At 64.1% G+C, this 25,077-nt stretch carries 20 protein-coding genes; 10 read left to right on the top strand and 10 right to left on the bottom strand.

The window, feature by feature from the left end; all coding sequences use genetic code 11:
• Position 1 precedes the first annotated feature (1 nt).
• Genes ABDZ98_RS02015 through ABDZ98_RS01995 form a run of 5 tightly spaced genes read right to left on the bottom strand, consistent with a single transcriptional unit; the run spans position 2 to position 5,868 of the window.
• Positions 2-1,603, bottom strand: a complete 1,602-nt coding sequence (locus ABDZ98_RS02015; protein ID WP_160590565.1) for a carboxyl transferase domain-containing protein — start codon at positions 1,601-1,603, stop codon at positions 2-4.
• The gene (locus ABDZ98_RS02010; RefSeq protein ID WP_160590566.1) at positions 1,600-2,643 is read right to left on the bottom strand and encodes an alpha/beta hydrolase; all 1,044 of its coding nucleotides are present in this window, start codon (positions 2,641-2,643) and stop codon (positions 1,600-1,602) included. The genes ABDZ98_RS02015 and ABDZ98_RS02010 overlap by 4 nt, the downstream gene beginning before the upstream one ends.
• Positions 2,644-2,647: 4 nt before the next feature.
• Positions 2,648-3,667 carry an alpha/beta hydrolase gene (locus ABDZ98_RS02005; RefSeq protein ID WP_160590567.1) on the bottom strand — a complete coding sequence of 340 codons (1,020 nt, stop codon included), beginning with the start codon at positions 3,665-3,667 and terminating at the stop codon, positions 2,648-2,650.
• Entirely contained in the window at positions 3,668-4,690 is a 1,023-nt protein-coding gene (locus tag ABDZ98_RS02000) for an alpha/beta hydrolase (RefSeq protein WP_160590568.1), read from the bottom strand.
• A gap of 17 nt (positions 4,691-4,707) precedes the next feature.
• Positions 4,708-5,868, bottom strand: coding sequence for an acyl-CoA dehydrogenase family protein (locus tag ABDZ98_RS01995; RefSeq protein WP_160590569.1), 1,161 nt, complete (start codon positions 5,866-5,868; stop codon positions 4,708-4,710).
• A 180-nt stretch (positions 5,869-6,048) separates the two neighbouring features.
• Here ABDZ98_RS01995 and ABDZ98_RS01990 point away from each other — a divergent pair, with 180 nt between their 5' ends.
• Complete coding sequence (locus tag ABDZ98_RS01990) at positions 6,049-7,560, top strand: sensor histidine kinase (RefSeq protein ID WP_160590570.1); 1,512 nt, start codon at positions 6,049-6,051, stop codon at positions 7,558-7,560.
• A gap of 9 nt (positions 7,561-7,569) precedes the next feature.
• Here ABDZ98_RS01990 and ABDZ98_RS01985 read toward each other — a convergent pair whose 3' ends face one another.
• Positions 7,570-8,655, bottom strand: a complete 1,086-nt coding sequence (locus ABDZ98_RS01985) for a class I SAM-dependent methyltransferase (RefSeq protein WP_160590571.1) — start codon at positions 8,653-8,655, stop codon at positions 7,570-7,572.
• 7 nt (positions 8,656-8,662) lie between these two features.
• Positions 8,663-9,574: a prolipoprotein diacylglyceryl transferase gene (gene lgt / locus ABDZ98_RS01980; protein ID WP_160590572.1), complete on the bottom strand. Its 912-nt coding sequence runs from the start codon at positions 9,572-9,574 to the stop codon at positions 8,663-8,665.
• Positions 9,575-9,703: 129 nt separating this feature from the next.
• On the opposite strand from lgt, the gene ABDZ98_RS01975 reads away from it, so the two are divergent.
• Entirely contained in the window at positions 9,704-12,472 is a 2,769-nt protein-coding gene (locus ABDZ98_RS01975; RefSeq protein ID WP_160590573.1) for a [protein-PII] uridylyltransferase, read from the top strand.
• 27 nt (positions 12,473-12,499) lie between these two features.
• On the opposite strand, the gene ABDZ98_RS01970 is transcribed toward ABDZ98_RS01975, so the two are convergent.
• Positions 12,500-12,673: a hypothetical protein gene (locus tag ABDZ98_RS01970; RefSeq protein WP_202385969.1), complete on the bottom strand. Its 174-nt coding sequence runs from the start codon at positions 12,671-12,673 to the stop codon at positions 12,500-12,502.
• 120 nt (positions 12,674-12,793) lie between these two features.
• A complete protein-coding gene (locus tag ABDZ98_RS01965; RefSeq protein ID WP_160590574.1) occupies positions 12,794-13,459 on the bottom strand; it encodes a YggS family pyridoxal phosphate-dependent enzyme in 666 nt (221 codons plus the stop codon).
• 50 nt (positions 13,460-13,509) lie between these two features.
• Here ABDZ98_RS01965 and ABDZ98_RS01960 point away from each other — a divergent pair, with 50 nt between their 5' ends.
• From ABDZ98_RS01960 to ABDZ98_RS01935, 6 genes are all read left to right on the top strand, one after another.
• On the top strand, positions 13,510-14,031 hold the full coding sequence (locus ABDZ98_RS01960; protein ID WP_337190170.1) for a thiamine phosphate synthase: 522 nt from the start codon (positions 13,510-13,512) through the stop codon (positions 14,029-14,031).
• A 65-nt stretch (positions 14,032-14,096) separates the two neighbouring features.
• Complete coding sequence (locus tag ABDZ98_RS01955) at positions 14,097-16,427, top strand: FtsK/SpoIIIE family DNA translocase (protein WP_160590576.1); 2,331 nt, start codon at positions 14,097-14,099, stop codon at positions 16,425-16,427.
• A 44-nt stretch (positions 16,428-16,471) separates the two neighbouring features.
• Positions 16,472-17,719 (top strand): SulP family inorganic anion transporter, encoded by a 1,248-nt coding sequence (locus ABDZ98_RS01950; RefSeq protein ID WP_160590577.1) that lies wholly within the window; start codon positions 16,472-16,474, stop codon positions 17,717-17,719.
• 79 nt (positions 17,720-17,798) lie between these two features.
• On the top strand, positions 17,799-18,413 hold the full coding sequence (locus ABDZ98_RS01945; RefSeq protein ID WP_160590578.1) for a hypothetical protein: 615 nt from the start codon (positions 17,799-17,801) through the stop codon (positions 18,411-18,413).
• 134 nt (positions 18,414-18,547) lie between these two features.
• Positions 18,548-19,801, top strand: coding sequence for an SGNH/GDSL hydrolase family protein (locus ABDZ98_RS01940; RefSeq protein ID WP_160590579.1), 1,254 nt, complete (start codon positions 18,548-18,550; stop codon positions 19,799-19,801).
• A gap of 68 nt (positions 19,802-19,869) precedes the next feature.
• Entirely contained in the window at positions 19,870-21,402 is a 1,533-nt protein-coding gene (locus ABDZ98_RS01935) for a helicase HerA domain-containing protein (protein WP_160590580.1), read from the top strand.
• Positions 21,403-21,416: 14 nt separating this feature from the next.
• On the opposite strand, the gene ABDZ98_RS01930 is transcribed toward ABDZ98_RS01935, so the two are convergent.
• Positions 21,417-22,058, bottom strand: coding sequence for a flavin reductase family protein (locus tag ABDZ98_RS01930; RefSeq protein WP_160590581.1), 642 nt, complete (start codon positions 22,056-22,058; stop codon positions 21,417-21,419).
• Between the two features lie 101 nt (positions 22,059-22,159).
• On the opposite strand from ABDZ98_RS01930, the gene ald reads away from it, so the two are divergent.
• On the top strand, positions 22,160-23,275 hold the full coding sequence (gene ald, locus ABDZ98_RS01925; RefSeq protein WP_160590582.1) for an alanine dehydrogenase: 1,116 nt from the start codon (positions 22,160-22,162) through the stop codon (positions 23,273-23,275).
• Between the two features lie 55 nt (positions 23,276-23,330).
• Positions 23,331-25,076: a sensor domain-containing diguanylate cyclase gene (locus tag ABDZ98_RS01920; protein ID WP_160590583.1), complete on the top strand. Its 1,746-nt coding sequence runs from the start codon at positions 23,331-23,333 to the stop codon at positions 25,074-25,076.
• The last annotated feature ends 1 nt before the right edge of the window (position 25,077 follow it).

Genomic DNA, 25,077 nt, shown 5'->3' with positions numbered 1-25,077 from the left:
ATTACATCCTGAACACGCCGAACCTCGGGCGGTCCTCGAATGGCGCTTCCAGACAGGCCGCGAGGCTCAGCCCCAACACGTCGCGCGTCTGGACAGGGTCGATCACGCCGTCATCCCACAGGCGGGCGGTGGCGTAATATGGGTTGCCCTCGGTCTCGTATTTCTCGCGGATCGGGGCCTTGAAGGCTTCGGCTTCTTCCTCGCTCCAGCTGTCGGCATCGCGGTGGACGGTGGCGAGCACGCTGGCGGCCTGTTCGCCGCCCATCACGCTGATGCGCGCATTGGGCCAGGTGAACAGGAAGCGCGGATCGTAAGCTCGTCCGCACATGCCGTAATTGCCGGCGCCAAAACTGCCGCCGATCACCACCGTAAGCTTGGGAACCTGCGCCGTGGCGACGGCGGTCACCAGCTTGGCGCCATGCTTGGCGATGCCTTCCGCCTCATACTTGCCGCCGACCATGAAGCCGGAGATATTCTGCAGGAACAACAGCGGTATACCGCGCTGGCAGGCCAGCTCTATGAAGTGAGCGCCCTTCACCGCGCTTTCGGAAAACAGCACCCCATTGTTGGCCAGAATCGCCACGGGCATGCCCCAGATATGCGCAAAGCCGCACACCAGTGTTGCGCCATATTGCGCCTTGAATTCGTGGAACTCGCTGGCGTCCACCAGCCGCGCGATCACCTCGTGCACGTCATAGGGCGCGCGCACGTCGTCGGGGATGATGGAGTACAGGTCCTCGGCGTCAAACTTCGGCGCAATCGGCTCTCTCAAGTTAACTTCAGCTTTTGTGGAAAAGCCCATATGGCTGACGATATCACGCAAGATGGTCAGCGCGTGTTCGTCATTTTCGGCCAGATGATCGGCCACGCCGGACTTCCTGGCATGCAGCGCGCCGCCGCCCAGATCCTCGGCCGAAATCTCCTCCCCCGTGGCCGCTTTTACCAGCGGCGGACCGGCCAGGAAGATGGTGCCCTGATCGCGCACGATCACGCTCTCATCGCTCATCGCCGGGACATAGGCACCGCCCGCGGTGCAGCTGCCCATCACGCAGGCAATCTGCGCAATGCCCAGCGCGGACATATTGGCCTGATTGAAGAATATCCGCCCAAAGTGGTCGCGATCAGGAAACACCTCCGCCTGATGCGGCAGATTGGCGCCGCCGCTATCCACCAGATAGAGGCACGGCAGGCGGTTGGCCTGCGCGATCTCCTGCGCGCGAAGGTGCTTCTTCACGCTCATCGGATAATAAGTGCCGCCCTTCACCGTGGCATCATTACACACGATCATCGCCTGCCGCCCGGACACCCGGCCAATGCCCGCGATCAGCCCTGCGCCCGGCACCGCATCATCATACAGCCCGCCCGCCGCCAGTTGCCCGATTTCCAGAAAAGGCGAGCCGGGATCGAGCAGCCGCTCGACCCGCTCCCGCGGCAGCAGCTTGCCGCGCGCCGTGTGCCGCTCCCGGCTGCGTTCGGACCCGCCGAGCGCCGCCTTGGCGACCTTTGCGCGCAATTCTTCCGCCAGCGCGCGATTATGCCTCGCGCGCTGGCGGCTTTCTTCGCTGGTTACATCCAGCTTGGTTGAGAGAACGGGTCCGCTCATTCCACCATATTCAGATGCTCGGCAAAGAACGGCAGTACCAGTTCGTTGAAGCGCTGGCCGATCTTGTCGGTGTGGGTGCCTTCATAGGTTTCGAAGATGTGCTTGATGCCGAACTTGTCCAGCTCCGCGCTGATCATCGTGTCGTCGCGGATCAGGCCGTCCTGTTCGCCGACGTCGCTGCCGATGGCGTCGAAGCTTTGCAGCGCATCGATATGGCTGGAGACCATGGCGAGCGGAGAGTTGTTGGCCCAGCGCGCGATCACCAGCTGATCGACCGTGCCGTCTGCGGCGAGCGGGAAATCAACGTAGAACGGCGGCTTGAGCGGATTGGGCGCCCATGCCACGGCAGAGGCGAGCCCGGCGCGCATGCCAAAGCCGGACTGGTCCACTCCGTCACGCGGGACAGCGGCCATGGCGGTGGCGCTCTCCACCGTTTCACCGCGCGGCGAAACGCAGCAGGCGCTCTGCGCCCAGATCGATCCGAAGCTTTCGGGATAGGTCATGGCGGTAACCCAGGTGCCGTATCCGCCCATCGAATGGCCCGCCAGCCCGCGCCCTTCGCGGGTGGGAATGGTGCGGTAATTGGCGTCCATATAGGCCACCAGATCCTTGGCGATGAACTCGCGGAAGTTGCCGGTGGTGACGGAGTTGGAATACATCGATCCGCCCATCGCCGTCAGCGTATCGGGCACCACCACGATGAACTCACGGCCCGCTGCGGCATTTTCAGCCACGGCGGTGGGGACCTGCATGTAATCGTAGAAATCGCGGCCGGAGATGGCGAAGCCGTGGAGGTAATAGACCACCGGATAATGCCGGCTGGGGCTGCTGGCATAGGACGGCGGCAGCACCACCATCACTTCACGGTCGGCGCTGTTGCCTTCCAGGTTGCCTTCCAGCGAGGCACCGTGAACCATCGGTGCTTCCACCGTGATACCGGCGGGCACTACCGCGTCAGGCGCGGTGATGTTTTGCGCCAGTGCGGGCTGGGCGGTCAGCGCGGTCAGCGCCGCTGCGGTGATAATAAGGCCTTTGAGCATTGGGTTATTCCTCATCCAGGTGTTCGGCAAAAAAGGGCAGCACATGGCTGCGGATACGCGCGGCGATCCGGTTTCCGTGATCGCCTTCATAAACCTCGTAAACATGGTCCACGCCAAAGCGCAGCAGCTCTTGATGCATGGCTTCATTGCCCACGCTCAGGCTGTCTGCATTGCCCACGTCAAAGGCGATGGCTTCCAGCTGACGCAGATTGGGCAGATATTGCGGCAGCATGGGAATGATCGAGTTGGCGGCGATGCGCGCGGTGACCGCCGGATCGATCGTGCCGTCATCCAGCAGGCCATTGTCGACGAAATTGGTGCCATCGGGATCGGGCGACCATGCGGCGAGGAAGGGCATCGCTCCAAGCTGGCCGAATTCGGCATCGGCGATCACCTCGTCCGTGATGCCTTCAGCCTGCCGCGCATCGTCCGCCGACAGATCGCGCACCAGCTGGCAGCAGGCGCTCATCGCGTAGATGCTGGAGAACACATCGGGGAACTTCATGCCGAGGCGCAATGTGCCGTATCCGCCCATCGAATGGCCGGCCAGCCCGCGCGATTCGCGGTTGGCGACGGTGCGGAAATTGGCGTCGACATAGGCCACCAGGTCACGCGCCACATAGGTTTCGAAATCGCCCGTGGTGGGGGAACTGGAATAGAAGCTGCCGCGCATGCGCGATTGCCCGTCGGGCATCACCAGGATGAAGTCCTCACCCGCAGCGGCGGCTTCGTCCACCGCCTCCTCGAAATGGGCGAAGTCCTGGTACATTTGTGGCGTGGCCCAGTATCCGTGGAGGAAATAGACCACACGGTAATGCCTGCCGGGGTTCTCATCATAGCCGGGCGGAGTGAACACCAGCGCCAGCCGGTCTGCCGGATTGCCTTCCCAGTTCCCTTCCAGCGCGGGGCTGTGAAAGGTGACTTCATTGATGCGGGCATGGTCCTGTGCGGCTGACGGCACGGACAGCAATGCGGCGATGGCGGCGCAGGCAATAGCGCAGGCCGGAGCGATCTGTCTCAGCATCTATTCGCCATCCAGGTGTGCGGCAAAGAATGGCAGCACATGAGTGCGGATGCGTTCCGCGATGCGGTTGCCGTGATCGCCTTCATACAGCTGGAACTGATATTCGACGCCGAAGCGGTCAAGTTCGGCCATGAAGGTGCGGTTGCCCTGCAGCAGGAAATCGGCATCCCCAATATCGATGGCGAAACCTTCAAGATCGTTTAGCGAGCTCAGATATTGCGGCAGGATCACCACCGGCGAATTGGCTGCCATGCGGTATTCCACCAGCTTGTCGATGGCGCCATCATCACCCAGCGTGGTATCGATCATCAAGGCGTTTTCGGCGTTGGGATCGGGCGCCCAGGCCGCCCCGGTCGAGGCCCCCGCCAGCGCGCCAAACTGGGCGCCGTCCAATTCCGCCTCGGTCAGCACATTGATGCCGGCCGCCTGTTCGGCATCGATCGGCTGCGGCGGCAGGCAGCATGCGCTCATCATATAGATGCTGGAAAACACGCCCGGGTGTTTCATTGCGATGCGGATTGTGCCGTACCCGCCCATGGAATGGCCGGACAGGCCGCGGCTGTCGGGATCGGCGATGGTGCGATAATTGGCATCAACCCAGGAAACCAGATCCTGTGCCACCATTGCCTCGTAGTCGCCGACTACCGGGCTGCTCGAATAGAACCCGCCCTTTAGCTTTGAATGCCCGTCAGGGATCACCATGATCATGTCATGACCGGCCTCGGCCGCCGCCTGCACCGACTCTTCGAAATGCATGCTCTGCTGGTACATTTGCGGGGTCGCGAAATAGCCGTGCAGGAATATGACCACCGGATAATGCCTGGTCGGATTCTCGTCATATCCGGGCGGCGTTACGACATAGACGCCGCGCTCGGCGCTATTGCCTTCCAGATTGCCCTCCATCGCGCGGCTGTGAAAACTTGTCCACTCGATCCGGGCGGCGTCCTGCGCCAATGCGGGCGCGGCAGTTATGGCCAGTGTGATGGTGGCCGCGCCAAGCGCGCCGATGAACCTGTTCAGCATTGATCTCCCCTCAAACGTCAGGTGCCGATCAGTTCCCGGCCGATCAGCATGCGGCGAATTTCGTTGGTTCCTGCGCCGATGTCCAGCAACTTTGCATCTCGCAGGTAACGTTCCACCGGCCAGTCGGTGGTGTAGCCCGCCCCGCCCAGCGCCTGCACCGCCTCTCCCGCCACGCGAAAGGCGCTTTCGCTCGCCAGCAGGATCGCGCCTGCTGCATCGAAGCGCGTGGTCTTGCCCGCATCGCACGCCCGCGCCACGGCATAGGCATAGGCACGCGCCGATTGCAGCGCCACATACATGTCCGCCACCTTGGCCTGGATCAGCTGGAAACTGCCGATGGCCTGGCCGAATTGGCGGCGCTCACGGACGTAGGGGATCACCGTGTCGAGGCAGGCCTGCATGATGCCCAGCTGCACGCCGGACAGCACCGTGCGTTCATAGTCCAGCCCGCTCATCAGCACCCGCGCGCCTGCGCCCACTTCGCCCAGCACATGGCTGTCAGGCACGGTGCAATCATCGAACACCAGTTCCGACGTGGGCGATCCGCGCATGCCCATCTTGCCGATCTTCTGCCCCGGCTCGAACCCCGCCATGTGCTTTTCGACCACGAAGGCGGTGATGCCTTTGGATCCGCCATCGGGATCGGTCTTGGCATAGACCACCACCACATCGGCATAATGGCCATTGGTGATCCAGAACTTGGTGCCGTTGAGCTTCCACCCGCCATCGACCCTGTCGGCGCGCAGTTTCATGGCGATCACGTCCGATCCCGCGCCCGGCTCGCTCATCGCCAGCGCGCCGACATGCTCGCCGCTGATCAGGCGCGGCAGGTGGCGCGCCTTCTGCTGCGCCGTGCCCCAGCGGGCGATCTGGTTGACACACAGGTTGGAATGGGCGCCATAGGAAAGGCCGACAGAGGCGCTGGCGCGGCTCACTTCCTCCACCGCGATAGTGTGCTCCAGATAGCCCAGGCCAAGACCGCCATCTTCTTCAGAAACCGTGATTCCGTGCAGCCCCAGTTCACCCATCTGTGGCCACAGGTCCCGCGGAAATGCATCGTCCCGGTCCACTTGCTGCGCTCTTGGCGCAATCTGTTCATCGGCAAAGCGGCTCACGCTTTCGCGGATCATCGCGGCGTTTTCGCCCAGGGCAAAGTCGAAATCGGGGGTTGCGCGCATGACGTCTCTCTCCTTGCCTTGCAGGCATAGCAAGGCGCTGCCATCGGGCCTAGTGGTTACAGATGAAACATCATCCCCCCAAGAACTTGTTTTCTGGCCAAGCCGGGGCGGACATCCTATCCTGACAACGGAGCAAACAGGTTGAATCTTCACGATCCCAAACCGCTGGCCGAAATGCCCATGCCTTCACCCGAGTATTCGGATGAGGAGAAGCGCCTGCGCGTGCTGGAGGATTTCCAGGCAGAGGCGCTGGAAGACGACCCCGAATTGCAGGCGATCGTCAATTTCGCCGCAAAACTGTGCAACGTGCCCGCATCGATGGTGACCTTGCTGGATGACCGGCGGCAGTTCTTCCTGGCCCGCACCGGGGTGGACCAGCGTGAGACGCCGCGCGGAATTTCGTTCTGCACCCATGCGCTGGGTCAGTCGGAGATCATGGAAGTGGCCGATGCCGCGCTGGATGCGCGCTTTGCCGATAATCCGCTGGTCACCGGCGATCCGCATGTGCGCTATTATGCCGGCCAGCCGCTGGTTTCCGATGAAGGCGCGCCGCTGGGCACCTTGTGCGTGATCGATCTGCAACCCCATGCCGAGGCGTTGAATGAGTTCCAGCGCGAAGGGCTGGCAGTGCTGGCACAGGCCGCCATGCGCCGCCTGCGCTCTCGCCGGCAGGGGCTGGTGGCCACGCGTGAGATCGAGCGTAGCGAGGCGCGCTTCAAGGCGCTGGCGGATTCGATGCCCGACATTGCCTTTTCCGCCAATCAGGATGGCGTGTTCGATTACTTCAACCGGCGCTGGCAGGAATTCACCGGCGCGCCGCTGCCTTATAATGAGGAGATCGGGCGCACCGTCCTGCATCCTGACGATTATCAGGATATCATCGATGACTGGATGGAGGCCATCGCCACGCGCAAGCCGTATGAGCGGGAGAACCGCCTGCGCCGCGCCGACGGGCAATATCGCTGGATGCTGGTGCGCGCGCTGCCGGTGAAGACCGGCGTGGGGGACCGCATCCGCTGGTTCGGCACCATGACCGACATCGACGATGCGCATAAGCTTTCCGAAAGCCGCGACATGCTGGCCAAGGAGCTGTCGCACCGGATCAAGAACATCTTCGCCGTGGTCAGCGGGCTGGTATCCCTGCAGGCGCGCAAGGAACCCGAGCACAAGGACTTTGCCGAGACGCTGAACGATACGCTGCGCGCGCTGGGCCGGGCGCATGATTTCGTCCGCCCTGCCAGCGGCTCGACGCGGGAGAGCCTCAAGGGCCTGCTCGAAGTGGTGTTTGCCCCCTATCGCGCCGCCGGACAGGAACCGCGCGTGATCGTGACCGGGCAGGAAAGCGCCGTGGGTCAGGCCGCGGCCACATCGATCGCGCTGATATTCCATGAACTGGCGACCAATTCGGCCAAATATGGCGCGCTGAGCGTGGATGGCGGAACGGTGACGCTGAACATTGCCGAGGATGGCGAGCAGGTTCACCTTCTGTGGCAGGAACATGGCGGGCCGCCGCCGCAGGACAATGGCAAAAGCGGGTTCGGATCGCGGCTTGTCGACCTGACGGTCACCGGCCAGTTGCAGGGCAGCTGGGAACGCCGGTTCGAGCCGGCCGGGCTGGTGGTTGAACTGGTGCTACCGAGGGACGCCATCGCCCCGATGGGCCTGATGGCTGAAACCGAGGCCTCAACCTGACGCCTGGCGTTACGAATAATCCTCGGGAAAGCCCGCGCCATGTGGCCATTCAGGCCCCGCCAGCGCCATCACCTTGAACAGATCGCCCATCTGATCGGGCGCAACCAGCCGGTCACGCGCAGACATCAGTGCCTGCCGGTGCTGCGGGGCAAAGTCCGCCAGCGATTCGGCGCGCTGGTCGATGCCCAGTGCACGCAGCCACTCGCCCTGCGTGACCGTGCCCACCCATTTGGCCCCGCGCGACAGGGCAATCTGCTTCATCTGGTCAAAATCGACATGGGCGGTGAGGTCGGCCTGCCCCGGCGCGCTCAACGGCTCCAGCTTCTGGTGCGCGCGCACCGCCTGCAGCGTCGATCCGCTGCGCGGCTGGATATGGCCATAATCGATGAACAGCGCCGCGCCGCCCTGGGCAACCAGTCGGCCCGCCACTTCGAACATATTGGCCGCAGCACCGGGACAGGTTTCCATCACCGTGCCCACTTCGGCCTGTCGGCGCGCCTCCGGCACGGCGGAATCCATCGGCTGGCGACCGGGCAGCAGCACGAATTCATCGCCATCGACGCCCACCATCACCTCACGCCAGCCCTCGGCGGTCATGATCAGTTGCCGCACCGGCAGCGCATCGAGGAATTCATTGCCGACGATCAGCACCGGTCCGCGCATGGGTACGGTGGACAGGTCATCGTGGAAAATCGCATCGGGAACCTGTTCCAGCTGCACATCGCGCAGCCGGGTGGACCCTTCCACCAGATGCATCCGCGGCCTGAGGCCATAGCGCTTCATCGCCCGCCCGGCATCGCGCGCCAGGAAACCGCGCCCCGGCCCCAGTTCCACATAATGGACCGGCTCCGTTCGTCCGCCCCTGATCCACAGATCGGCCAGCCACAGGCCGATCAGCTCGCCAAACATCTGGCTGATCTCGGGCGCGGTGATGAAATCGCCTTCGGACCCGAACGGATCGCGACTGGAATAATAGCGGGCGTTGGATTCGCCCATGAAGTGCATCAGGCTGATGGGTCCGGTGGACGATATCAGCCGCCGGAAAATATCCCCCAGATCATCGCCCGCACCAGTCCCGGATTTGCCGTGGTCCATCGCCCGGTCAGCCGGCAGGCCGCTTGTGTCCGCTTGCCAGCGGCGTGCGGGTGAGCGCCCATATGACCAGCCCCAGCCCGCCCAGGATCAGCGGAATGGTCAGCCACTGGCCCATGTTGAGGCCGGTGCGCACGGCAAATTCCGCCAGCTGGGCATCGGGTTCGCGGAAGAATTCCACGATGAACCGGCCCGAAGCGATCAGCACGGTGAAAGTGCCCACCAGCAGGCCGGGGCGATAACGCGCCCGGCTGAACCAGAACAGCGGGATCAGCACCGCGGCCACCAGCGCCCCTTCCAGCAGCGCTTCGTAAAGCTGGCTGGGATGGCGCGGCACGTAAGAGGAGATGCAGGTGCTGGCCGAATGCTGGATATCGCAGAAAGTCATCGCCCACGGCAGGTCTGCCGGGGCAGCGCGGCCCCACAGTTCGCCATTGATGAAATTGGCCAGCCGCCCCAGCAACATGGCCGGGCCGACATTGACGGCGATATAATCACACACGCGGATGAAATTGAGCTGCCCGCGCCATGAGACCCAGCCGATCGCCGTCGTCACCCCGATCACCCCGCCGTGGAAGCTCATCCCGCCGTCCCACAGGCGCAGCACGCGCCAGGATATGAAGGTGTCCGGCTCAAACGTGGTCCACAGTTCGGGCTGGTAGAAAGTGGCATAGCCGAGCCTGCCGCCAAGAATGGTGCCGACCATGCAATAGAAGAACAGGTCGTCTGCATGGCGCTGGGCCAGCGGGGCACCGGGCGCCTTGATCATGAGCGAGAGGTGCCAGTAGGCGAAAAACAGGCCGAACAGATAGGCCAGCGAATAATAGCGCAGGGTGAAGATACCCAGGTCGATCCCGTTCTTCAGCCCCAGGTCGATCCAGTTGGTCGTCCCGCCTGTCGCTACTGCCAGAAATTCGAGCATTGTCACCGCACCCCGTTGTTGGCGCAGGCAATGGCACAGCGCACCTTCCGGTAAAACCCCTGATCCGCATGCACAGCGCCGTGCAAGCAGCTTTTGCACTATTGGCCCGCGCGCACTATCTCCCTTTGCGTGTCAAAGCTTACCATCACCCGCCAGCGCGCCATCATCGATCGCCGCGCGCTCGTTTCCGCCATTGCCGATGCAATTGAGGACAAGGGGGCCGAAGGCGCGCGCCCGCAGATCGTGGCGCTGCTGAAGAAGGCGCTGGAGGATGGCCGCCAGGAATTGTCCGACAGGCTGGCCGAAAAGCCCGGTGCCGGGCACGAGATCACCAATGGCTATGCCTTCCTGATCGATCAGATCATCCGCGTGGTGCACGATCACGTGGTGGGCGACCTGTATCCGGTGGCCAACAGGTCCAGCGGAGAGCGGCTGACGCTGATTGCCGTGGGCGGATACGGACGCGGCGAAATGGCCCCTTATTCGGATGTCGACATCGCCTTCATCACCCCCGGCAAGCCCACCGCCTGGTGCGAACAGGTGATCGAGGCGATGCTCTATTTCCTGTGGGACCTGGGCCTGACAGTGGGCCATTCAAGCCGATCACTGGACGAGATGGTGACCATGGCCCGCAGCGACCTGACCATCCGCACGGCCCTGCTGGAAGGGCGCTATCTGTGGGGTGACAAGGACGTTTACCAGATGACCGAGGACCGCTTCTGGGGCGATGTCGTTCCCGGAACGGAAAGCCAGTTCATCGCCGAAAAACTGGCCGAACGCGATGCGCGCCACAAGCGCATGGGCGATTCGCGCTATGTCGTCGAACCCAATATCAAGGACGGCAAGGGCGGGCTGCGCGATCTGCAGACGCTCTACTGGATCGGCAAATATGTCTACCGCGTGCGCAGCGCGGCAGAGCTGGTGGACAAGGGCCTGTTCACCAAGGAGGAATACCGCAGCTTCCGCCGTGCCGAAGGGTTCCTGCTGGCCGTTCGCAGCCATCTGCACACCATCGCCAGGCGCGGCGAGGACCGGCTGACCTTCGATCTGCAGCGCGAAGTGGCGCGGCGCATGAATTATGCCGACCGTCCGGGCAAGAGCGCGGTGGAACGCTTCATGCAGTTCTATTTCCTGCAGGCGCAGCATGTCGGCAATCTGACCGGCGTCTTTCTCTCCTCGCTGGAAGAACAGACCCAGCAGAAGCGCCGCGGTGCCGGCTTCCTGTCCGGCCTGATGGGCAAGCGCGAAAAGCTGATCGAAGGGTACAAGGTCGCGGGCGGCAAGCTTTCCGCGCCGAGCGATGACTGGTTCCAGCAGGACCCTGTGCGGCTGGTGGAGATCTTCACCATTGCCGAGCGTGAGGGGCTGGAAATCCACCCCGAAACGATCCGCAAGGCGCGCCGCGATTCCGGGCTGATCCAGCGCGAAGTGCGCCGCGACGAACGCGCCAACGCGCTGTTTCTGGATGTGCTGTGCGGCCGCAACGATCCCGAAAGCGTGCTGCGCTGGATGAATGAGGCGGGCGTGTTTGGCCGCTTCGTGCCCGATTTCGGCAAGGTCGGCGGGCAGATGCAGTTCGACATGTATCACCATTATACGGTGGATGAGCACACCATCCGCGCCATCGGCCTGCTGTCCAAGATCGAGAAGGGCGAGCTGGTGGAGGACCACCCGCTGGCCACCAAGATCCTGCCCGGGCTAAAATATCGCCGCGTGCTGTATGTCGCCACGCTGCTGCACGATATCGCCAAGGGGCGCGGCGGCGATCACTCCGTGCTGGGCGCCGAACTGGCGCTGCGCATCTGCCCGCGGCTGGGCCTGACCAAGGCGGAGACCGAGCTGGTCAGCTGGCTGGTGCGCTATCACCTGCTGATGAGCGCCACCGCCTTCAAGCGCGACCTGGCCGATCCCAAGACGATCGAGCATTTCCTTGAGGAAATCGACGATGCCGAGGCGCTGGGCCAGCTGACCGTGCTGACCATTGTCGATATTCGCGCTGTGGGTCCGGGTATCTGGAACAGCTGGAAGCGCCAGCTGCTGGGCGATCTGTATACGCTGGCCGAGGAGCAATTGCGCCTGGGCGAAGGCGACGAGGACCGCCGCCAGAAGCGCCTCGATGCCAAGCGCCTCGAAGTGGCCAGCCTGCTGGGCGACAAGGCCCATCTGGTGCAGGAACTCGATAGCCGGTTCGACCGCGACTACTGGATGGCCGAGCCTGCCGATATCATCGCCATCAACCTGCCGCACTACGAAGCTGCCAAGCGGCTGGAACACAAGCTGTCCATCCATGCCGAATATTATCCGGCGCGCGGGGCAACGCTTATCACCGTGATCGGCGATGACCATCCGGGCCTGTTCTTCCGCATCGCCGGGGCCATCAACCTGGCCGGCGCGAACGTCATCGATGCCCGCATTCACACCACCAGAGTGGGCAAGGCGGTCGATAATTTCCTGGTGCAGGACCCGCTGGGCAAGCCGTTCCAGGAAGAGGTGCAGCTCAAGCGGCTGAAGAAATCCATCGAAGATGCGCTGGCGGGCAAGATCGACATGGTCCCCAGCCTTGCCGCACGGCCGCTGCCGCGCACACGCGCGGAAAACTTCCGCATCGCGCCGCTGATCCTGTTCGATAACGAGGCATCGGTCCGCTTCACCGTGATCGAGGTCAACGCCACCGATCGTCCGGCGCTGCTCAACCGGCTGACCCGGGCGATGTTCGAAACCAGCCTGATCATCAATTCCGCGCACATCACCCAATATGGCGAGCGCGCGGTGGATACTTTCTATGTGACCGATCTGCTGGGCGGAAAGATCACCTCCGAAGACCGGCTCAAGAAGGTGGAACAGGCCCTGCTGGCCGCCATCGCCGCGGGCGAGCCCGAGACCGAGGCGGCGGAGTAGGCCTGGCGGGCACAGTGACCCTTCGCCTCAGCCAGCCTGAATCGCCGCCGCCGTTTCCTCGATCGTCCCGCTCACCACCAGCGGACTGCCGCCGACGATGCCGACCTGCGTCTGGCCGTTTTCCGCGGTCCTGAGCCAGGCAATATTGGAAGCGACGACAAGATAGTTGCCGCCGCGCGACTTGAGGGGGACGAATTGCATTGAAGTGTCTCCTGACAGGCAGGAGGCTTAGGCCCCGCGGATATCTAACCGGTTAACACCTCTCTCCCGGCCAGCGGAATCCTGCACCCTGTTATCGGGTCATCTTGCCGCCAGCTGATCTCAGTCCCGCGCGCCGAACAGCGCCGTGCCCACGCGGATATGGGTCGCGCCCAGCATGATGGCGGTTTCATAATCGCCGCTCATGCCCATGCTGCGCCCTTCCAGTCCGTTGTCGCGCGCCAGCTTGTCCAGCAGGGCAAAGAACGGGGCAGCCTCGATCCCCAAAGGCGGGACGCACATTAGCCCCGCCAGCGGGATATTGGCCGCGCGCGCCTGCTCGATCAGCGCGGACACATCGGCAATGGCGCAGCCACCCTTCTGCTCCTCCGCCCCGATATTGACCTGGATGAAGCACGGCACGCGCCGCCCCGCCTTGTCCATCGCGCGTGCCAGCGCGGTCACCAAAGAAGGCCGGTCGAGCGAGTGGATGCAATCGAACAGCGCCACCGCCTCATCCGCCTTGTTGGATTGCAGCTGGCCCACCAGATGCAATTCCACCCCTGCGTATTGCTCCTTCAGCGACGGCCATTTGCCTTGCGCTTCCTGCACGCGGTTCTCTCCGAACACGCGCTGCCCGGCATCCAGCAGCGGGGTGATGTCTTCGGCGGTATGGGTCTTGGAGATGGCGATCAGCGTCACCTCCTCCCCTTCGCGGCGGGCGATCTTGCAGGCCTTGGCGATATGGGCCTGCACATTGTTCAATAGCTGGGCTGCATTTGTGCTCATCCGGGCGCTATAGCGGGCCGATGGCCGCTTTCCAGTCCCTGCCCCAAATCTTGCCCCGCCTGTGGCTGTTGTCCGATGCGCGCAACGATGCGGTGCTGGAGGATGCGCTGGCCCGCCTGCCGCGTGGCAGCGGCTTCATCTATCGCCATTACCACCTGCCCGATGCGCAGCGCGTGGCCCGCTATGCCGCGTTGGAGAGGATCGCCCGGGCACGGGACCATGTGGTGGTGCTGGCAGACAGCGCCCTGACCGCGCGCGAATGGGGTGCGGACGGCATTTATGGCGCGCCGCGCAGCCTCTATCCGCGCCGCGACCTGCTGATGCTGGCCACCGCGCATGACATGCGGGAAATCGCTCTGGCCAACACGCTGGGCGCCGATGCGATCCTGCTGTCCCCCGCCTTTGCCACGGCTACCCACCCCGGCGCGCCCTCGCTTGGACCGGTGCGCTTTCGCCTGCTGGCCCGCCACGCACAGGTCCCGGTGATCGCGCTGGGCGGGATGAACACCCGCAACGCCATGCGGCTCGATTGGCCACACTGGGCGGCGATTGATGGACTTACCTCACGCTAAATCTTGACGGGGAGTCTGTGCGGACTCATGATGCGCGCCTGCGGGACGAAAAGGGAACGAAGCTGATGGCGTCACGCGCCCGGAATTCATCGCAAAATGCCGATTGGCGCGCGGCTTTTCGCCGTTCGCTGAGCCGTGCGCTGCAGATGTCCGGCGCCGTCATCCTGTTCGCCTCCACCGCATTCCTGACGCTGGCGCTGGTCAGCTTCAGCTATACCGATCCGTCCCTGTCGACTGCCGCCGGGTCCGTGGTGGACAACTGGATGGGCCGCGCCGGGGCCTATGCCGCCGATGGCGTGCTGACGCTGTTCGGGCTGGTATCGGTGCTGTTCCTGCCGCTGCTCTATGCCTTCGGACGCAAGTTATGGCGCGATGCCTCCGATGAGGAGGCGATTGGTGAGGGCAAGTGGTGGCGCACCGTGCTGCTGTTGCTGCTGGCGATGGCGCTGCTTTCCACCGTCCTCTCACTGGTCACCGATCCGCGCGAATGGAGCCTTCCGGCATCGACCGGCGGACTGGCGGGATTGCTGGGCGAAGGCGCCTTGCGCGCTCTGGCCGGACGCCTGCCCGAAGGGGCGCAGTTCTGGACCATACTGGCGGGCGGATTGCTCAGCCTGCTGGCCGGCGCATTCCTGGCGGGCAAGGTCTTTGCGCTGGACTGGGCCGGCCTGCTGACTCTGCCCGAATGGCTGAAGCGCGCGCCCAGCCTGCCCGGCAGCAACGCCAATCCGTTCAAGCCATCGCCCGCGCGCAAGAAGACCGAACGCTCGTCTGAACCGGTCACGATCGCGCAATCGGACCGCAAGCCGCCCGAAATCAGCGATCCTTCCGCGCCCCCGCGCCCGGCCAGGGCGACCAAGGCGCGGCAGAAGGACCTGTTCGCCGAATATGACCTGCCCAGCCTCGACCTGCTGGAAAATCCGCCGACCGACAATGCCCCCAAGCTCGACAAGCTGGCGCTGGAACGCAACGCCCGCCTGCTGGAAAACGTGCTCGACGATTTCAACGTGAAGGGCGAAATCACCGCCGTGCGCACCGGCCCGGTGGTGACCATGTACGAGCTGGAACCTGCCCCCGGCATCAAGGCCAGCCGCGTGGTTGGTCTGGCCGAGGATATCGCCCGCAACATGTCCGCCATATCCGCCCGCGTCGCGCCGATTCCGGGCAAGACGGTGATGGGCATCGAACTGCCCAATGCCGACCGGCAGATGGTCAGCTTCAAGGAAATGGCCGCGTCCGAAGCCTTCGTCGATGCCAAGGGCATGCTGCCGATCATCCTGGGCAAGGACATTGCCGGGGAGCCGGTGGTGGCAGACCTTGCCGCCATGCCGCATCTGCTCGTGGCGGGCACCACCGGATCGGGCAAGTCGGTGGGCCTCAACTGCATATTGCTGTCACTGCTGTACAAGTTCAGCCCGGCCGAATGCCGCCTGATCCTGATCGATCCCAAGGTGCTCGAACTCAAGAGCTATGACGATATCCCGCACCTGCTCGCCCCGGTGGTGACAGAGCCGCACAAGTCCATCCGCGCGCTGAAATGGGCGGTCGAGGAGATGGAGCGGCGCTACCGGATGATGAGCGATATCGGCGCGCGCAACCTGATCGGCTTCAACGAGCGGGTGACCGCCGCCGCCGCCAAGGGCAAGCCGCTGGGCCGCCGCATCCAGACCGGCTTCGATCCCGAAACCGGCGAGGAACTGGTGGAGGAAAAACAGCTCGATTACGCCGCCCTGCCGCAGATCGTGCTGATCGTGGACGAGCTGGCCGATCTGATGGTGACCGTGGGCAAGGAAATAGAGGTGCTGATCCAGCGCCTGAGCCAGAAGAGCCGCGCCGCCGGCATCCACCTGATCATGGCCACGCAGCGCCCGTCGGTGGATGTCATCACCGGCGTGATCAAGGCCAATCTGCCCACCCGCATCAGCTTCAACGTCACCAGCCGCATCGACAGCCGCACCATTCTGGGCGAGCAGGGCGCGGAACAATTGCTGGGCAAGGGCGACATGCTGTTCAAGCCCAGCACCGGCGCACTGGTGCGCGTCCACGGCCCGTTCGTATCGGATGACGAGGTGGAGAGAGTGGCCAGCCACTGGCGCGGCCAGGGCGAACCTGACTACATCGATTCCGTCACCGAGGAGCCCGAAGACGGCGGCTATAATTTCGAGGACGAATTCACCGCGTCGGACAATCCGGAAGAGCGCCGCTATCGCCAGGCCTGCCAGATCGTGTGGGAAAACCAGAAGGCTTCCGGCTCATGGCTGCAACGCCAGCTGGGCGTGGGCTATAACACCGCCGCCAAGCTGATCGAGCGGATGGAGGAGGACGGCCTGGTCGGCCCCGCCAACCACGTGGGCCGCCGCGAGATCTTCCGCGACCGGGACGGCAATCCGCTTTAAACCGGCGCAATAATTCGGGTACAGGCTCACATCAGGCCCCGCCAATGAAACCAAAGCTGCTGACCACGCTGCAAGGCTATGACCGCTCCGCCTTCGTGCATGATGCGCTGGCGGGCACAACCGTGGCGCTGGTGGCGCTGCCACTCAGCATTGCCATCGCCATTGCCTCGGGCGCTCCACCCGCGGCGGGCATCATCACCGCCATCGTCGGCGGCCTGCTGATATCGCTGCTTGGTGGCAGCCGGGTGCAGATCGGCGGACCGACCGGGGCGTTTATCGTGCTGGTCTACAGCGTGATTGCAAATCACGGATACGACGGGCTGGTGGTGGCCACCGGCATGTGTGGCGCGATCCTGGTGATCGCGGCGCTGTTCAAGGCCGGGCGCCTGGTTGCGCTGGTGCCCGAACCGGTGATCGACGGCTTCACCATCGGCATCGCCATCGTCATCGCGGTCAGCCAGCTGAAGGACTTCCTGGGCCTCGACACCGGCACGCTGCCGGCCGATTTCATGGAGAAACTGCCGCAATTGTGGGGCGCGCGCGGATCATTCGATCTCGCGGCGGCACTGATTGGCCTGGCCACGATCATCGCCATTGTCGCCTTGCGCAAACTGTCTGCGCGCCTGCCCGGCTCGATTATCGCGGTGGGAGCGGCCTCGCTGGCGGTCGCCATGTTCGCCATGCCGGTGGACACGGTATCGGGCACCTATGGCGCGCTGCCCCACGGCCTGCCGATGCCGCGCCTGCCCGATGCCAATTGGGCAATGGTGGTGGAGCTGTTCCCCTCCGCGCTGGCGATCGCCTTTCTGGCAGGGATCGAATCGCTGCTGTCGGCCAAGGTGGCCGACCGGATGGTGCAGGGGTCCTACCGCCCGCGCGCGGAACTGATGGCGCAGGGCGCGGCCAATCTCGCCACGTCCCTGTTCGGCGGACTGCCCGCCACCGGCGCGATTGCGCGCACCGCCACCAATGTCCGCGCGGGCGGGCGCACGCCGGTGGCAGGCATCGTCCATGCGCTGGTGATCTGGGCGCTGGTCTCTCTGGCCGCGCCGCTGGCAGGCGCGATGGTGCTGCCTGCGCTGGCCGGGCTGCTGATCCTCACCGCATGGTCCATGGCAGAGCCGCACCGCTGGGGTGAGCGACTGAGCATGCCGCGCAGCGATATATTGCTGATGGCGCTGACCGCCGTGCTGACGGTGATGGTCGACCTGACCGTGGCCATCGCCACCGGCACCATCATCGGCCTGGCGCTGCGCCTGCGCGAACGGCCGGTGGCCAATCCGGACGCCTGATTGCGTCCCCTATTGCGTCCCCTCTGGCCCTTGCCGCCTTGTCGTGGCATCTCAGCGGAAAATTGGGAGAGAGAACCACATGGCCAGCAAGTACGAGACCGAAGTCTATAACTGCATGAACCCCACGCTCGACCTGCTCGAGAAGACCACCAACCCGCATCACCGCGCGATCCTGAAGAACTATTGCCGCCACGTGCATCTGGAAGGCGCGGCCATGTTCGAGGAGATCACCGCGCCCGACATGATGGCCGACGATCCGGTCTATCACATCACCTGGGGCGACAGCCCGTTTCAGGTCAAGGGCCGCAAGGGCGTGTTCGATTTCTACTCCAGCATCGGCGATATCGTGCTGTGGAATTCGGGCGATCTGGTGGCCGTGGCCGACTGGGGCATTGCCGACGAGATGTGGTTCCACCAGATGTCCACCGGGGCCGAACTGAAGAAGCTGGGCCACAAGGTGGACAAGGATGACGGCCTGTACCTGGTCGATTCGCTGCAGGCCTTCATCTGGCCCTATGACGAGAACGCGCTGCTGAAGGGCGAGCATCTGTATGAGGACAAATCCACCCTCACCATCCGCGAGATCGATCCCGCCGATTACATGACGCCCGAGCGCGTGCGCGAGATCCACAAGGAATGCCTCGCCGATCTGGAAGAGCGCTGGGGCGCGAAATACTGGGTCTGGAAGGCCTGACCTAGGGGGCGAACTTCGGAGGCAGACTTCGGAGGCTGGCTTTGCGGGTTGGCGGAACGAACGGACCGCCCATCCGCAAGACAATTGCTTTAGCGTCATGGCCGGTTAGATTGCCCGCCAAGGGAGAAACAAGGATGCGTTTGAAATTTGCCGCGCTGGCACTGGCCGGATCGCTGATGGCGGGATCGATGGCGACCGCTGCCCATGCAAACCACCATGAGGGCGGCATGTGGGTGGCCAGCTGGACCGCTTCCCCGCATGCGCCGCTGGGAGGGGAAGGCCCGTTTGCCGCCGCATCCTATGATGACGTCACGATCAGCCAGATCCTGCGCGTGTCCGAAGGCGGAGAGAATATCCGCGTGCGCTTCTCCAACCGCTATGGCCAGCAGCCGCTGCACATCGGGCAGGCGCGCGTGGTGCTGATCGATGATGACAATAACGAGATTGCAGGCACCAGCCGCGCGCTGACCTTTGGCGGGGAAGCCTCCGCCGTAATTCCGCGCGGCGCACCCTTCGCCACCGATGCGGTGGCGCTCAACGTGCCCGATCTGGCGCGGATGAAGGTGGAGTTCTACCTGCCCGACGATACCGGACCGTGCACCTGCCACCTGACCGGCACGGATACGCTGGCGGTCTCTCCTACGGGCAACCATGTGGGGCAGAGCTGGGAGCCGGTTTCCACCGCCAACCACCGCGCCTTCCTGTCCGTGGTGGAGCTGGAATCGGCCGATGCGCTGGGTACGATCGTGGCCTTTGGCGATTCGATTACCGATGGCGTGGGATCGACCCCGGGCGCCAATCGCCGCTGGCCGGACATCCTCGCCAATCGCCTGCAGGACGCGGGGCTGGAATATGCCGTTGCCAATGCCGCGATCAGTGGCAACCGCGTGCTCAGTCCCGGCATGGGCGAAAGCGCGCTGGCCCGCTTTGACGAGGACGTGCTGAGCCTGCCCAATGTCGAATATCTGATCATCTTCGAAGGCGTGAACGACATCGGCAACCGCTATGGACCGCAGCGCGGCGGCGTGGGCGGACTGACCATAGACCAGCCGCAGATCGACGTGCCGCAGATGATTGCCGGTTTCCGCCAGCTGATCGCCCGCGCGCATGAAAAGGGCATCAAGGTCATCGGCTCGCCGATCGGCCCGTACAAGGGCGCCAGCTACTGGACCGAAGAGGGAGAGGCCGCGCGCCAGGCGATCAACAGCTGGATCCTCAATTCCGGTGAATTCGACGCCACCGTGCGGATCGATACCGCCTTTGCCGATCCGGCTGATCCTGCCGCCATGCGCGATGGCTATCACATGGGCGATTTCCTGCACGGCTCCGACGCCGGATTGCAGGCCGTGGGTGAAAGCATCGACCTGTCGCTGTTCGCCGCCGAATAGGCTTTTAGCGCTGGATAATTCGGGCGGGCGGGTTCTCGCGCACGGCGGGCCACTCTAGGCTGCCCGCCGTGCACACCCAGATTGAAATAGGCAGGGATTCGGCGGGGCAGGCGGTTCCGATCGACATAGAGGAGCTGCTCGCCACGCGCCTGCTGGTGCAGGGCAACAGCGGGTCGGGCAAATCGCATCTGCTGCGCCGCCTGCTGGAACAATGCGCCGGGATGGTGCAGCAGGTGGTGATCGATCCGGAAGGCGATTTCGTCAGCCTGGCCGATCATTTCGGCCATATCGTGATCGAAGGCGGCAGCTATTCCCCGCGGGAGATAGAGGCACTGGCCGGCCGCATTCGCCAGCACCGCGCCTCTGTCGTGCTCTCGCTCGACGATCTTGAGGTGGAACAGCAGATCCGCTGCGCCGCGCAGTTCCTGACCGCCCTGTTCGATGCCCCGCGGGAGCACTGGTTCCCCGCGCTGGTGGTGGTGGACGAGGCGCAGATGTTCGCCCCTTCGGTGGCGGGCGAGATTGCCGAGGACACACGGCGCATGACGCTGTCCGCCATGACCAACCTGATGTGCCGCGGGCGCAAGCGCGGGCTGGCCGGAATTGTCGCCACCCAGCGGCTGGCCAAGCTGGCCAAGAACGTGGCGGCAGAGGCGTCCAACTTCCTGATGGGGCGCACCTTCCTGGATATCGACATGCAGCGCGCGGCGGACCTGCTGGGCATGGACCGGCGGCAGGCGGAGCGTATCCGCGATCTGGAACGCGGGCATTTCCTTGGCCTTGGTCCGGCGATCAGCCGCCGTCCGGTAGCGGTCAGAATCGGTTCGGTCCAGTCGGGCGGGAAGAGCGATACCACCGGCCTGATGCCACTGCCCGATGCGCCAAGCGAAGGGATGGAAGCCCTGCTCCACGCCGAACTGGCGCAGCAGGCGGCAGAACCGGTTCCCGCGCGGCAGGTGTCACCGCCGCCGCCCAGGCCCGCAGCCGATCTGGAACAGGCGATATCCAGCTTTACCGCACCTGTGACCGTGCCTGAAACCAGCGCTGAAGAGCGGGCCAAAGTTGTGGAAAAACCGGCCAGCGAGACGCCCGCCATCCCGCTGGACGACCAGCACGACAGCTCGCCCGCGGCCGGTGCGAATCACGATCTGGACAGCATCCTGCGGGAGATGGCGGCAGAGGATGGCGCGACATTCCAGCCTGCCGCCAGCCTGTTTCGCACCTTCGCCATCCGCTGCCGCCAGCGCGGCGTTGCATCATCGCATGTCGACATGGTCATTTTCCGCCGTCTGTTCGCCATTGCCTGCGCCGGTCTGGAGCGGCTGGATGACAGCCAGCGTGAAGCGGTGGAGCGACTGGCGCAGGGCGTGGAGGATGATGTGCTAGCACCTTATCTGGCCATCGCCGTGGCCGCCGCGCAGGGGCTTTCCGCGCCCGACGAAGGCGAGCTGGCGCGCGTCTATGGCAGCACATCGCCGGGGCGCATCCGCCGCCTGCTCGACCATCTGGAACGCACCGGCCTGATCGTGGTGCGCGAGGATTTTGGCGGCGACCGGACAATCACCGTGCCGGGGCTGGAGCAATTCGCCGACGTGCGCTGAGAGCGGTCTGAAGCCTAGCTTTCAGGTTCCAGCGGCCAGACCTTGCGGTCCATGTGCAGCGGATCGGAATTCCTCACATATTCGCCCGCGGCATAGGTGCGGCCGATCAGCTTCATCGCCGGATTATCGATCCGCAGCCGTCCGTCCTCATCGCCAAGAAAGCGATCGGCGATATGGGTCACCAGCACTTCCCCGATCACGATGGCAGCGCCGGGGCCGGTTTCGACCAGCTTCCACAGGCGGCATTCGAACTGCGCGGGTGCATCGGCGATCAGCGGGGCGGAAATGCAGGTGGCGGGCATCGTCGGCAGCTTTGCCAGCGCCAGCTCATCCTCTCCCGGCGGAGCATTGATGGCGGTGACATTCATCGCCTGCGCATGCGCCTCGTCCACCAGCGCCACGGCGAATTCACCCGTCTCGCGAATGGCGCGCAGGCTGTCCTTCTCGCTCACGCCCGGGCGCTGGGAATCGGGCGCCATGCCGATGGCCAGCAGCGGCGGCGTTCCGCCCATGGCGTTGAAGAAGCTGTAGGGCGCGGCATTGCAGCGCCCCTGGCCATCGCGCGTCAGCACCCATGCTATGGGGCGCGGGGTAATGGTGTTGACCAGCAGCTTGTACCGCTCGGCCGGGCCAAGATCGTCCATAGTGAATTGCATGGCACCCTACTTGGGGCCACCATGCGCGCGGTGCAATGGTGCAATGCCATTGCCGCAGCTCCGTATCATTTGTAACGACTGCCGCCAAAGGAGAATCCCCCATGCGTATCGGATGCCCGCGCGAGATCAAGAACCGTGAATACCGCGTTGGCCTGACGCCAGAAAGCGCCAAGGAACTGGTGGCTCACGGCCATCAGGTGTGGATCGAAAGCCACGCCGGAATGGGCATTGGCGCGACCGATGCCGAATACCGCGCCGCCGGGGCGACCATTGTTGATGGCCCCGGTCCGATCTTTGCCGAATGCGACATGGTGGTGAAGGTCAAGGAACCGCAGGCCGAAGAACGCGCGCAGCTGCGCGAAGGGCAGATCCTCTACACCTATCTCCACCTCGCGCCCGATCCCGACCAGACTGCGGATCTGATAAAATCAGGCGTGATCGCCATCGCCTATGAAACGGTGACGAGCAAGGAAGGCGGCCTGCCGCTGCTCAAGCCGATGAGCCAGGTGGCCGGACGCATGAGCATTCATGCAGGTGCCAATGCGCTGGAGAAAATCCACGGCGGTCGCGGCGTACTGATCGGCGGCGTTCCGGGCGTGATGCCTGCCAATGTGGTGATCATCGGCGGCGGTGTGGTGGGCTTCAACGCCGCGCAGATGTCTGCCGGAATGGGCGGCCTCACCACCATTCTGGACCGCGATCCCGAAGTGCTGGAGCGCGTGGGCACCCATTTCGAATCGCGCGCCTGCACCCGCTTCTCCAATGAGGCGAACCTGCTGGATGCGGTGCGCAATGCCGATCTGGTGATTGGCGCAGTGCTGATCCCCGGTGCCGCAGCCCCCAAGCTGGTGACGCGAGCCATGCTGGGGGAAATGCGGCCCGGTGCAGTGCTGGTGGATGTGGCGATCGATCAGGGCGGCTGCTTTGAAACCAGCCATGCCACCACGCATGACGATCCGACCTATATCGTTGATGACATCGTCCATTACTGCGTGGCCAACATGCCCGGAGCAGTCGCGCGCACCAGCACCTATGCGCTCAACAATGTCACCCTGCCCCATGCCTTGCGGATTGCCGATCTGGGCTGGCGTGAGGCGATGCGCGCCGATCCGCATCTGGCGCAGGGCCTCAACATCCATGCCGGCCGCGTGACCTATGGTGCCGTCGCCCGCGAACTGGGTCATGACCTGCTCGAACTGGCCGAGGTGCTCGCCTGACTTTTTGTTGCCCGGGTTAACGACCCCCTAAGCACCCTTCACTAGGGTGCGGGTAATGTTTGGCGGGAGATCATGGGGCCTGTTCCTGCACGTGGCCATTTTGGTGTTGGCAATTTTCCTGCCAGCGCAACTTCTCGCCGCGTCTCCTGCACCGGGATCGCCCGCCCAACATGATGCCCGGCACGATCATTGCGTGGCCAGCGGATCGTCGCAGGCCAGCTTTCAGGATGCGGTGCGCACGGCCCGGTGGGAATGCGAGGACAAGTCCTATTCGCTGGTCCCCGGTCGCACACTGCTGAAATTCGATCTCGACCCGCAGGCCGAACAGCCGCGCTTCCTGATCACCCGCCGGACCCAGCTATCCCGGCTGCAGATCCAGGTGATCGACAGCGACGGATCGCGCCGCGATGTCAGCTATCGCTATGACGAGATGCAGCCCGCCATGGCCGGCGGATTCATCAAGGCCCGCCTGCCTGCCCTTACCGATTCATCCCGCCAGGTGATCGTCGGGATGGACGAGGTGACCAGCCTGATGACGCTGCAACAGGCCTATCTTGCGCCCGGGGATCCGGGCGACAACGAGGCCGGGCACGATTTGCTGCTGCTTCTGGCCGCGCTGTGCGGCATGCTGCTGATGCCGCTGCTGTTCAACGCCGCGTTCTACCGCGTGCTGCGCGAACCGTTTGTGTTGTGGCACACCGCGCTGACCATTTCGCTGATGCTGACGATCATCGTCAATTCGGGCCTGTCGATGCATATGGTTGCCCTGTCCCTGTCCGATCTGAGCCGGATGACGACGATTGTATTTGGCCTGTCGGTGGCCGCCGGCGGCATGTTCGCGCATAGTTTTATCGAGGCGGACAGGCTCAATCCGGTCATTCGCAAGGCGCTACCCTGGGCGGCGCTGGCATCATTGCTGATCAGCTTTGCCCATGCCAATTTCCCGTTTGTGCTGCGCCCGTGGCAATCGGGGATCTATTACCTGTGCTATCTGCCGATCCTGATCCTGTATATCAGCGTGCTGGTGGATGCGCTGCGCCGGGGAAGCCGCGCCGCGCGCTTTCAGCTGGTGGGCTGGCTGCCGCTTCTGGGGGTCGGGATCATCCGGATTGTCAGCCAGTTCGCACCCGGACTGGAACCGACCGATGCGATGACGCTGTTCTATGTGGGCTGCGTGTTCGAGGTTCTGGCCACCACGCTGGGTGTGACCGACCGCTTCATGGCGCTGAAGGACCAGCGCGACCGCGCCCGCACCGAAGCGCAGATGCTGGAGCGATTGTCCGAACGCGATACGCTGACCGGCCTGTATAACCGCCGCGTGCTGGAGGAGCGTTTTGCCGCGCTGCGGGCAGAGGGCTTTACCACGCTGGCTCTGCTCGACCTCGATGATTTCAAGTCCATCAACGACACCTTCGGCCACGGGGTGGGCGACGATGTGCTGCGCACGGTGGCCAAGGCGATGGAGCCCGATGCCGATACGATTGTGGTCAGGATGGGCGGCGAGGAATTCGCCCTGCTGCTGCGCGGCCGCAATGCTCACGCCCGTGCCGAGCTGCGCCGTACCGCCCTGACCAGAATCGTGGCCAGAGACGTGGCCGTCGATCGGCCCGTGACCGCCAGCATGGGGGTTATCGAAGTGCCCATCGATGCCATGCCCGATGCCAAATTCGATACGCTGTACCGGCGCGCCGATGTCTTGCTTTATGAAGCCAAGGCAGCGGGCCGCAACAAGATGCTGATGGAACGCATTCAGGCCTTCAAACATGGCCACCCGCCGCAACCCGGTCGCCGCGCAGCCTAGG

It is taken from the genome of Alteraurantiacibacter aestuarii (assembly GCF_039523595.1).
Taxonomy (GTDB): domain Bacteria; phylum Pseudomonadota; class Alphaproteobacteria; order Sphingomonadales; family Sphingomonadaceae; genus Alteraurantiacibacter; species Alteraurantiacibacter aestuarii.
Note: the sequence above shows the minus strand (reverse complement) of the source record. Positions and strands in the feature narration are given on the sequence as shown.

What these genes read in the sequence shown, in the direction of transcription:
- ABDZ98_RS02015 (WP_160590565.1), bottom strand. Translation starts at nt 1,603, where the DNA reads ATGAGCGGACCCGTTCTCTCAACCAAGCTGGATGTAACCAGCGAAGAA.
- ABDZ98_RS01985 (WP_160590571.1), bottom strand. Translation starts at nt 8,655, where the DNA reads ATGGACCACGGCAAATCCGGGACTGGTGCGGGCGATGATCTGGGGGAT.
- ABDZ98_RS01940 (WP_160590579.1), top strand. Translation starts at nt 18,548, where the DNA reads ATGCGTTTGAAATTTGCCGCGCTGGCACTGGCCGGATCGCTGATGGCG.
- ABDZ98_RS01990 (WP_160590570.1), top strand. Translation starts at nt 6,049, where the DNA reads ATGCCTTCACCCGAGTATTCGGATGAGGAGAAGCGCCTGCGCGTGCTG.
- ABDZ98_RS01965 (WP_160590574.1), bottom strand. Translation starts at nt 13,459, where the DNA reads ATGAGCACAAATGCAGCCCAGCTATTGAACAATGTGCAGGCCCATATC.
- lgt (WP_160590572.1), bottom strand. Translation starts at nt 9,574, where the DNA reads ATGCTCGAATTTCTGGCAGTAGCGACAGGCGGGACGACCAACTGGATC.
- ald (WP_160590582.1), top strand. Translation starts at nt 22,160, where the DNA reads ATGCGTATCGGATGCCCGCGCGAGATCAAGAACCGTGAATACCGCGTT.
- ABDZ98_RS02000 (WP_160590568.1), bottom strand. Translation starts at nt 4,690, where the DNA reads ATGCTGAACAGGTTCATCGGCGCGCTTGGCGCGGCCACCATCACACTG.
- ABDZ98_RS01950 (WP_160590577.1), top strand. Translation starts at nt 16,472, where the DNA reads ATGAAACCAAAGCTGCTGACCACGCTGCAAGGCTATGACCGCTCCGCC.
- ABDZ98_RS01920 (WP_160590583.1), top strand. Translation starts at nt 23,331, where the DNA reads ATGTTTGGCGGGAGATCATGGGGCCTGTTCCTGCACGTGGCCATTTTG.
- ABDZ98_RS02005 (WP_160590567.1), bottom strand. Translation starts at nt 3,667, where the DNA reads ATGCTGAGACAGATCGCTCCGGCCTGCGCTATTGCCTGCGCCGCCATC.
- ABDZ98_RS01930 (WP_160590581.1), bottom strand. Translation starts at nt 22,058, where the DNA reads ATGCAATTCACTATGGACGATCTTGGCCCGGCCGAGCGGTACAAGCTG.
- ABDZ98_RS01995 (WP_160590569.1), bottom strand. Translation starts at nt 5,868, where the DNA reads ATGCGCGCAACCCCCGATTTCGACTTTGCCCTGGGCGAAAACGCCGCG.
- ABDZ98_RS01945 (WP_160590578.1), top strand. Translation starts at nt 17,799, where the DNA reads ATGGCCAGCAAGTACGAGACCGAAGTCTATAACTGCATGAACCCCACG.
- ABDZ98_RS02010 (WP_160590566.1), bottom strand. Translation starts at nt 2,643, where the DNA reads ATGCTCAAAGGCCTTATTATCACCGCAGCGGCGCTGACCGCGCTGACC.
- ABDZ98_RS01970 (WP_202385969.1), bottom strand. Translation starts at nt 12,673, where the DNA reads ATGCAATTCGTCCCCCTCAAGTCGCGCGGCGGCAACTATCTTGTCGTC.
- ABDZ98_RS01955 (WP_160590576.1), top strand. Translation starts at nt 14,097, where the DNA reads ATGGCGTCACGCGCCCGGAATTCATCGCAAAATGCCGATTGGCGCGCG.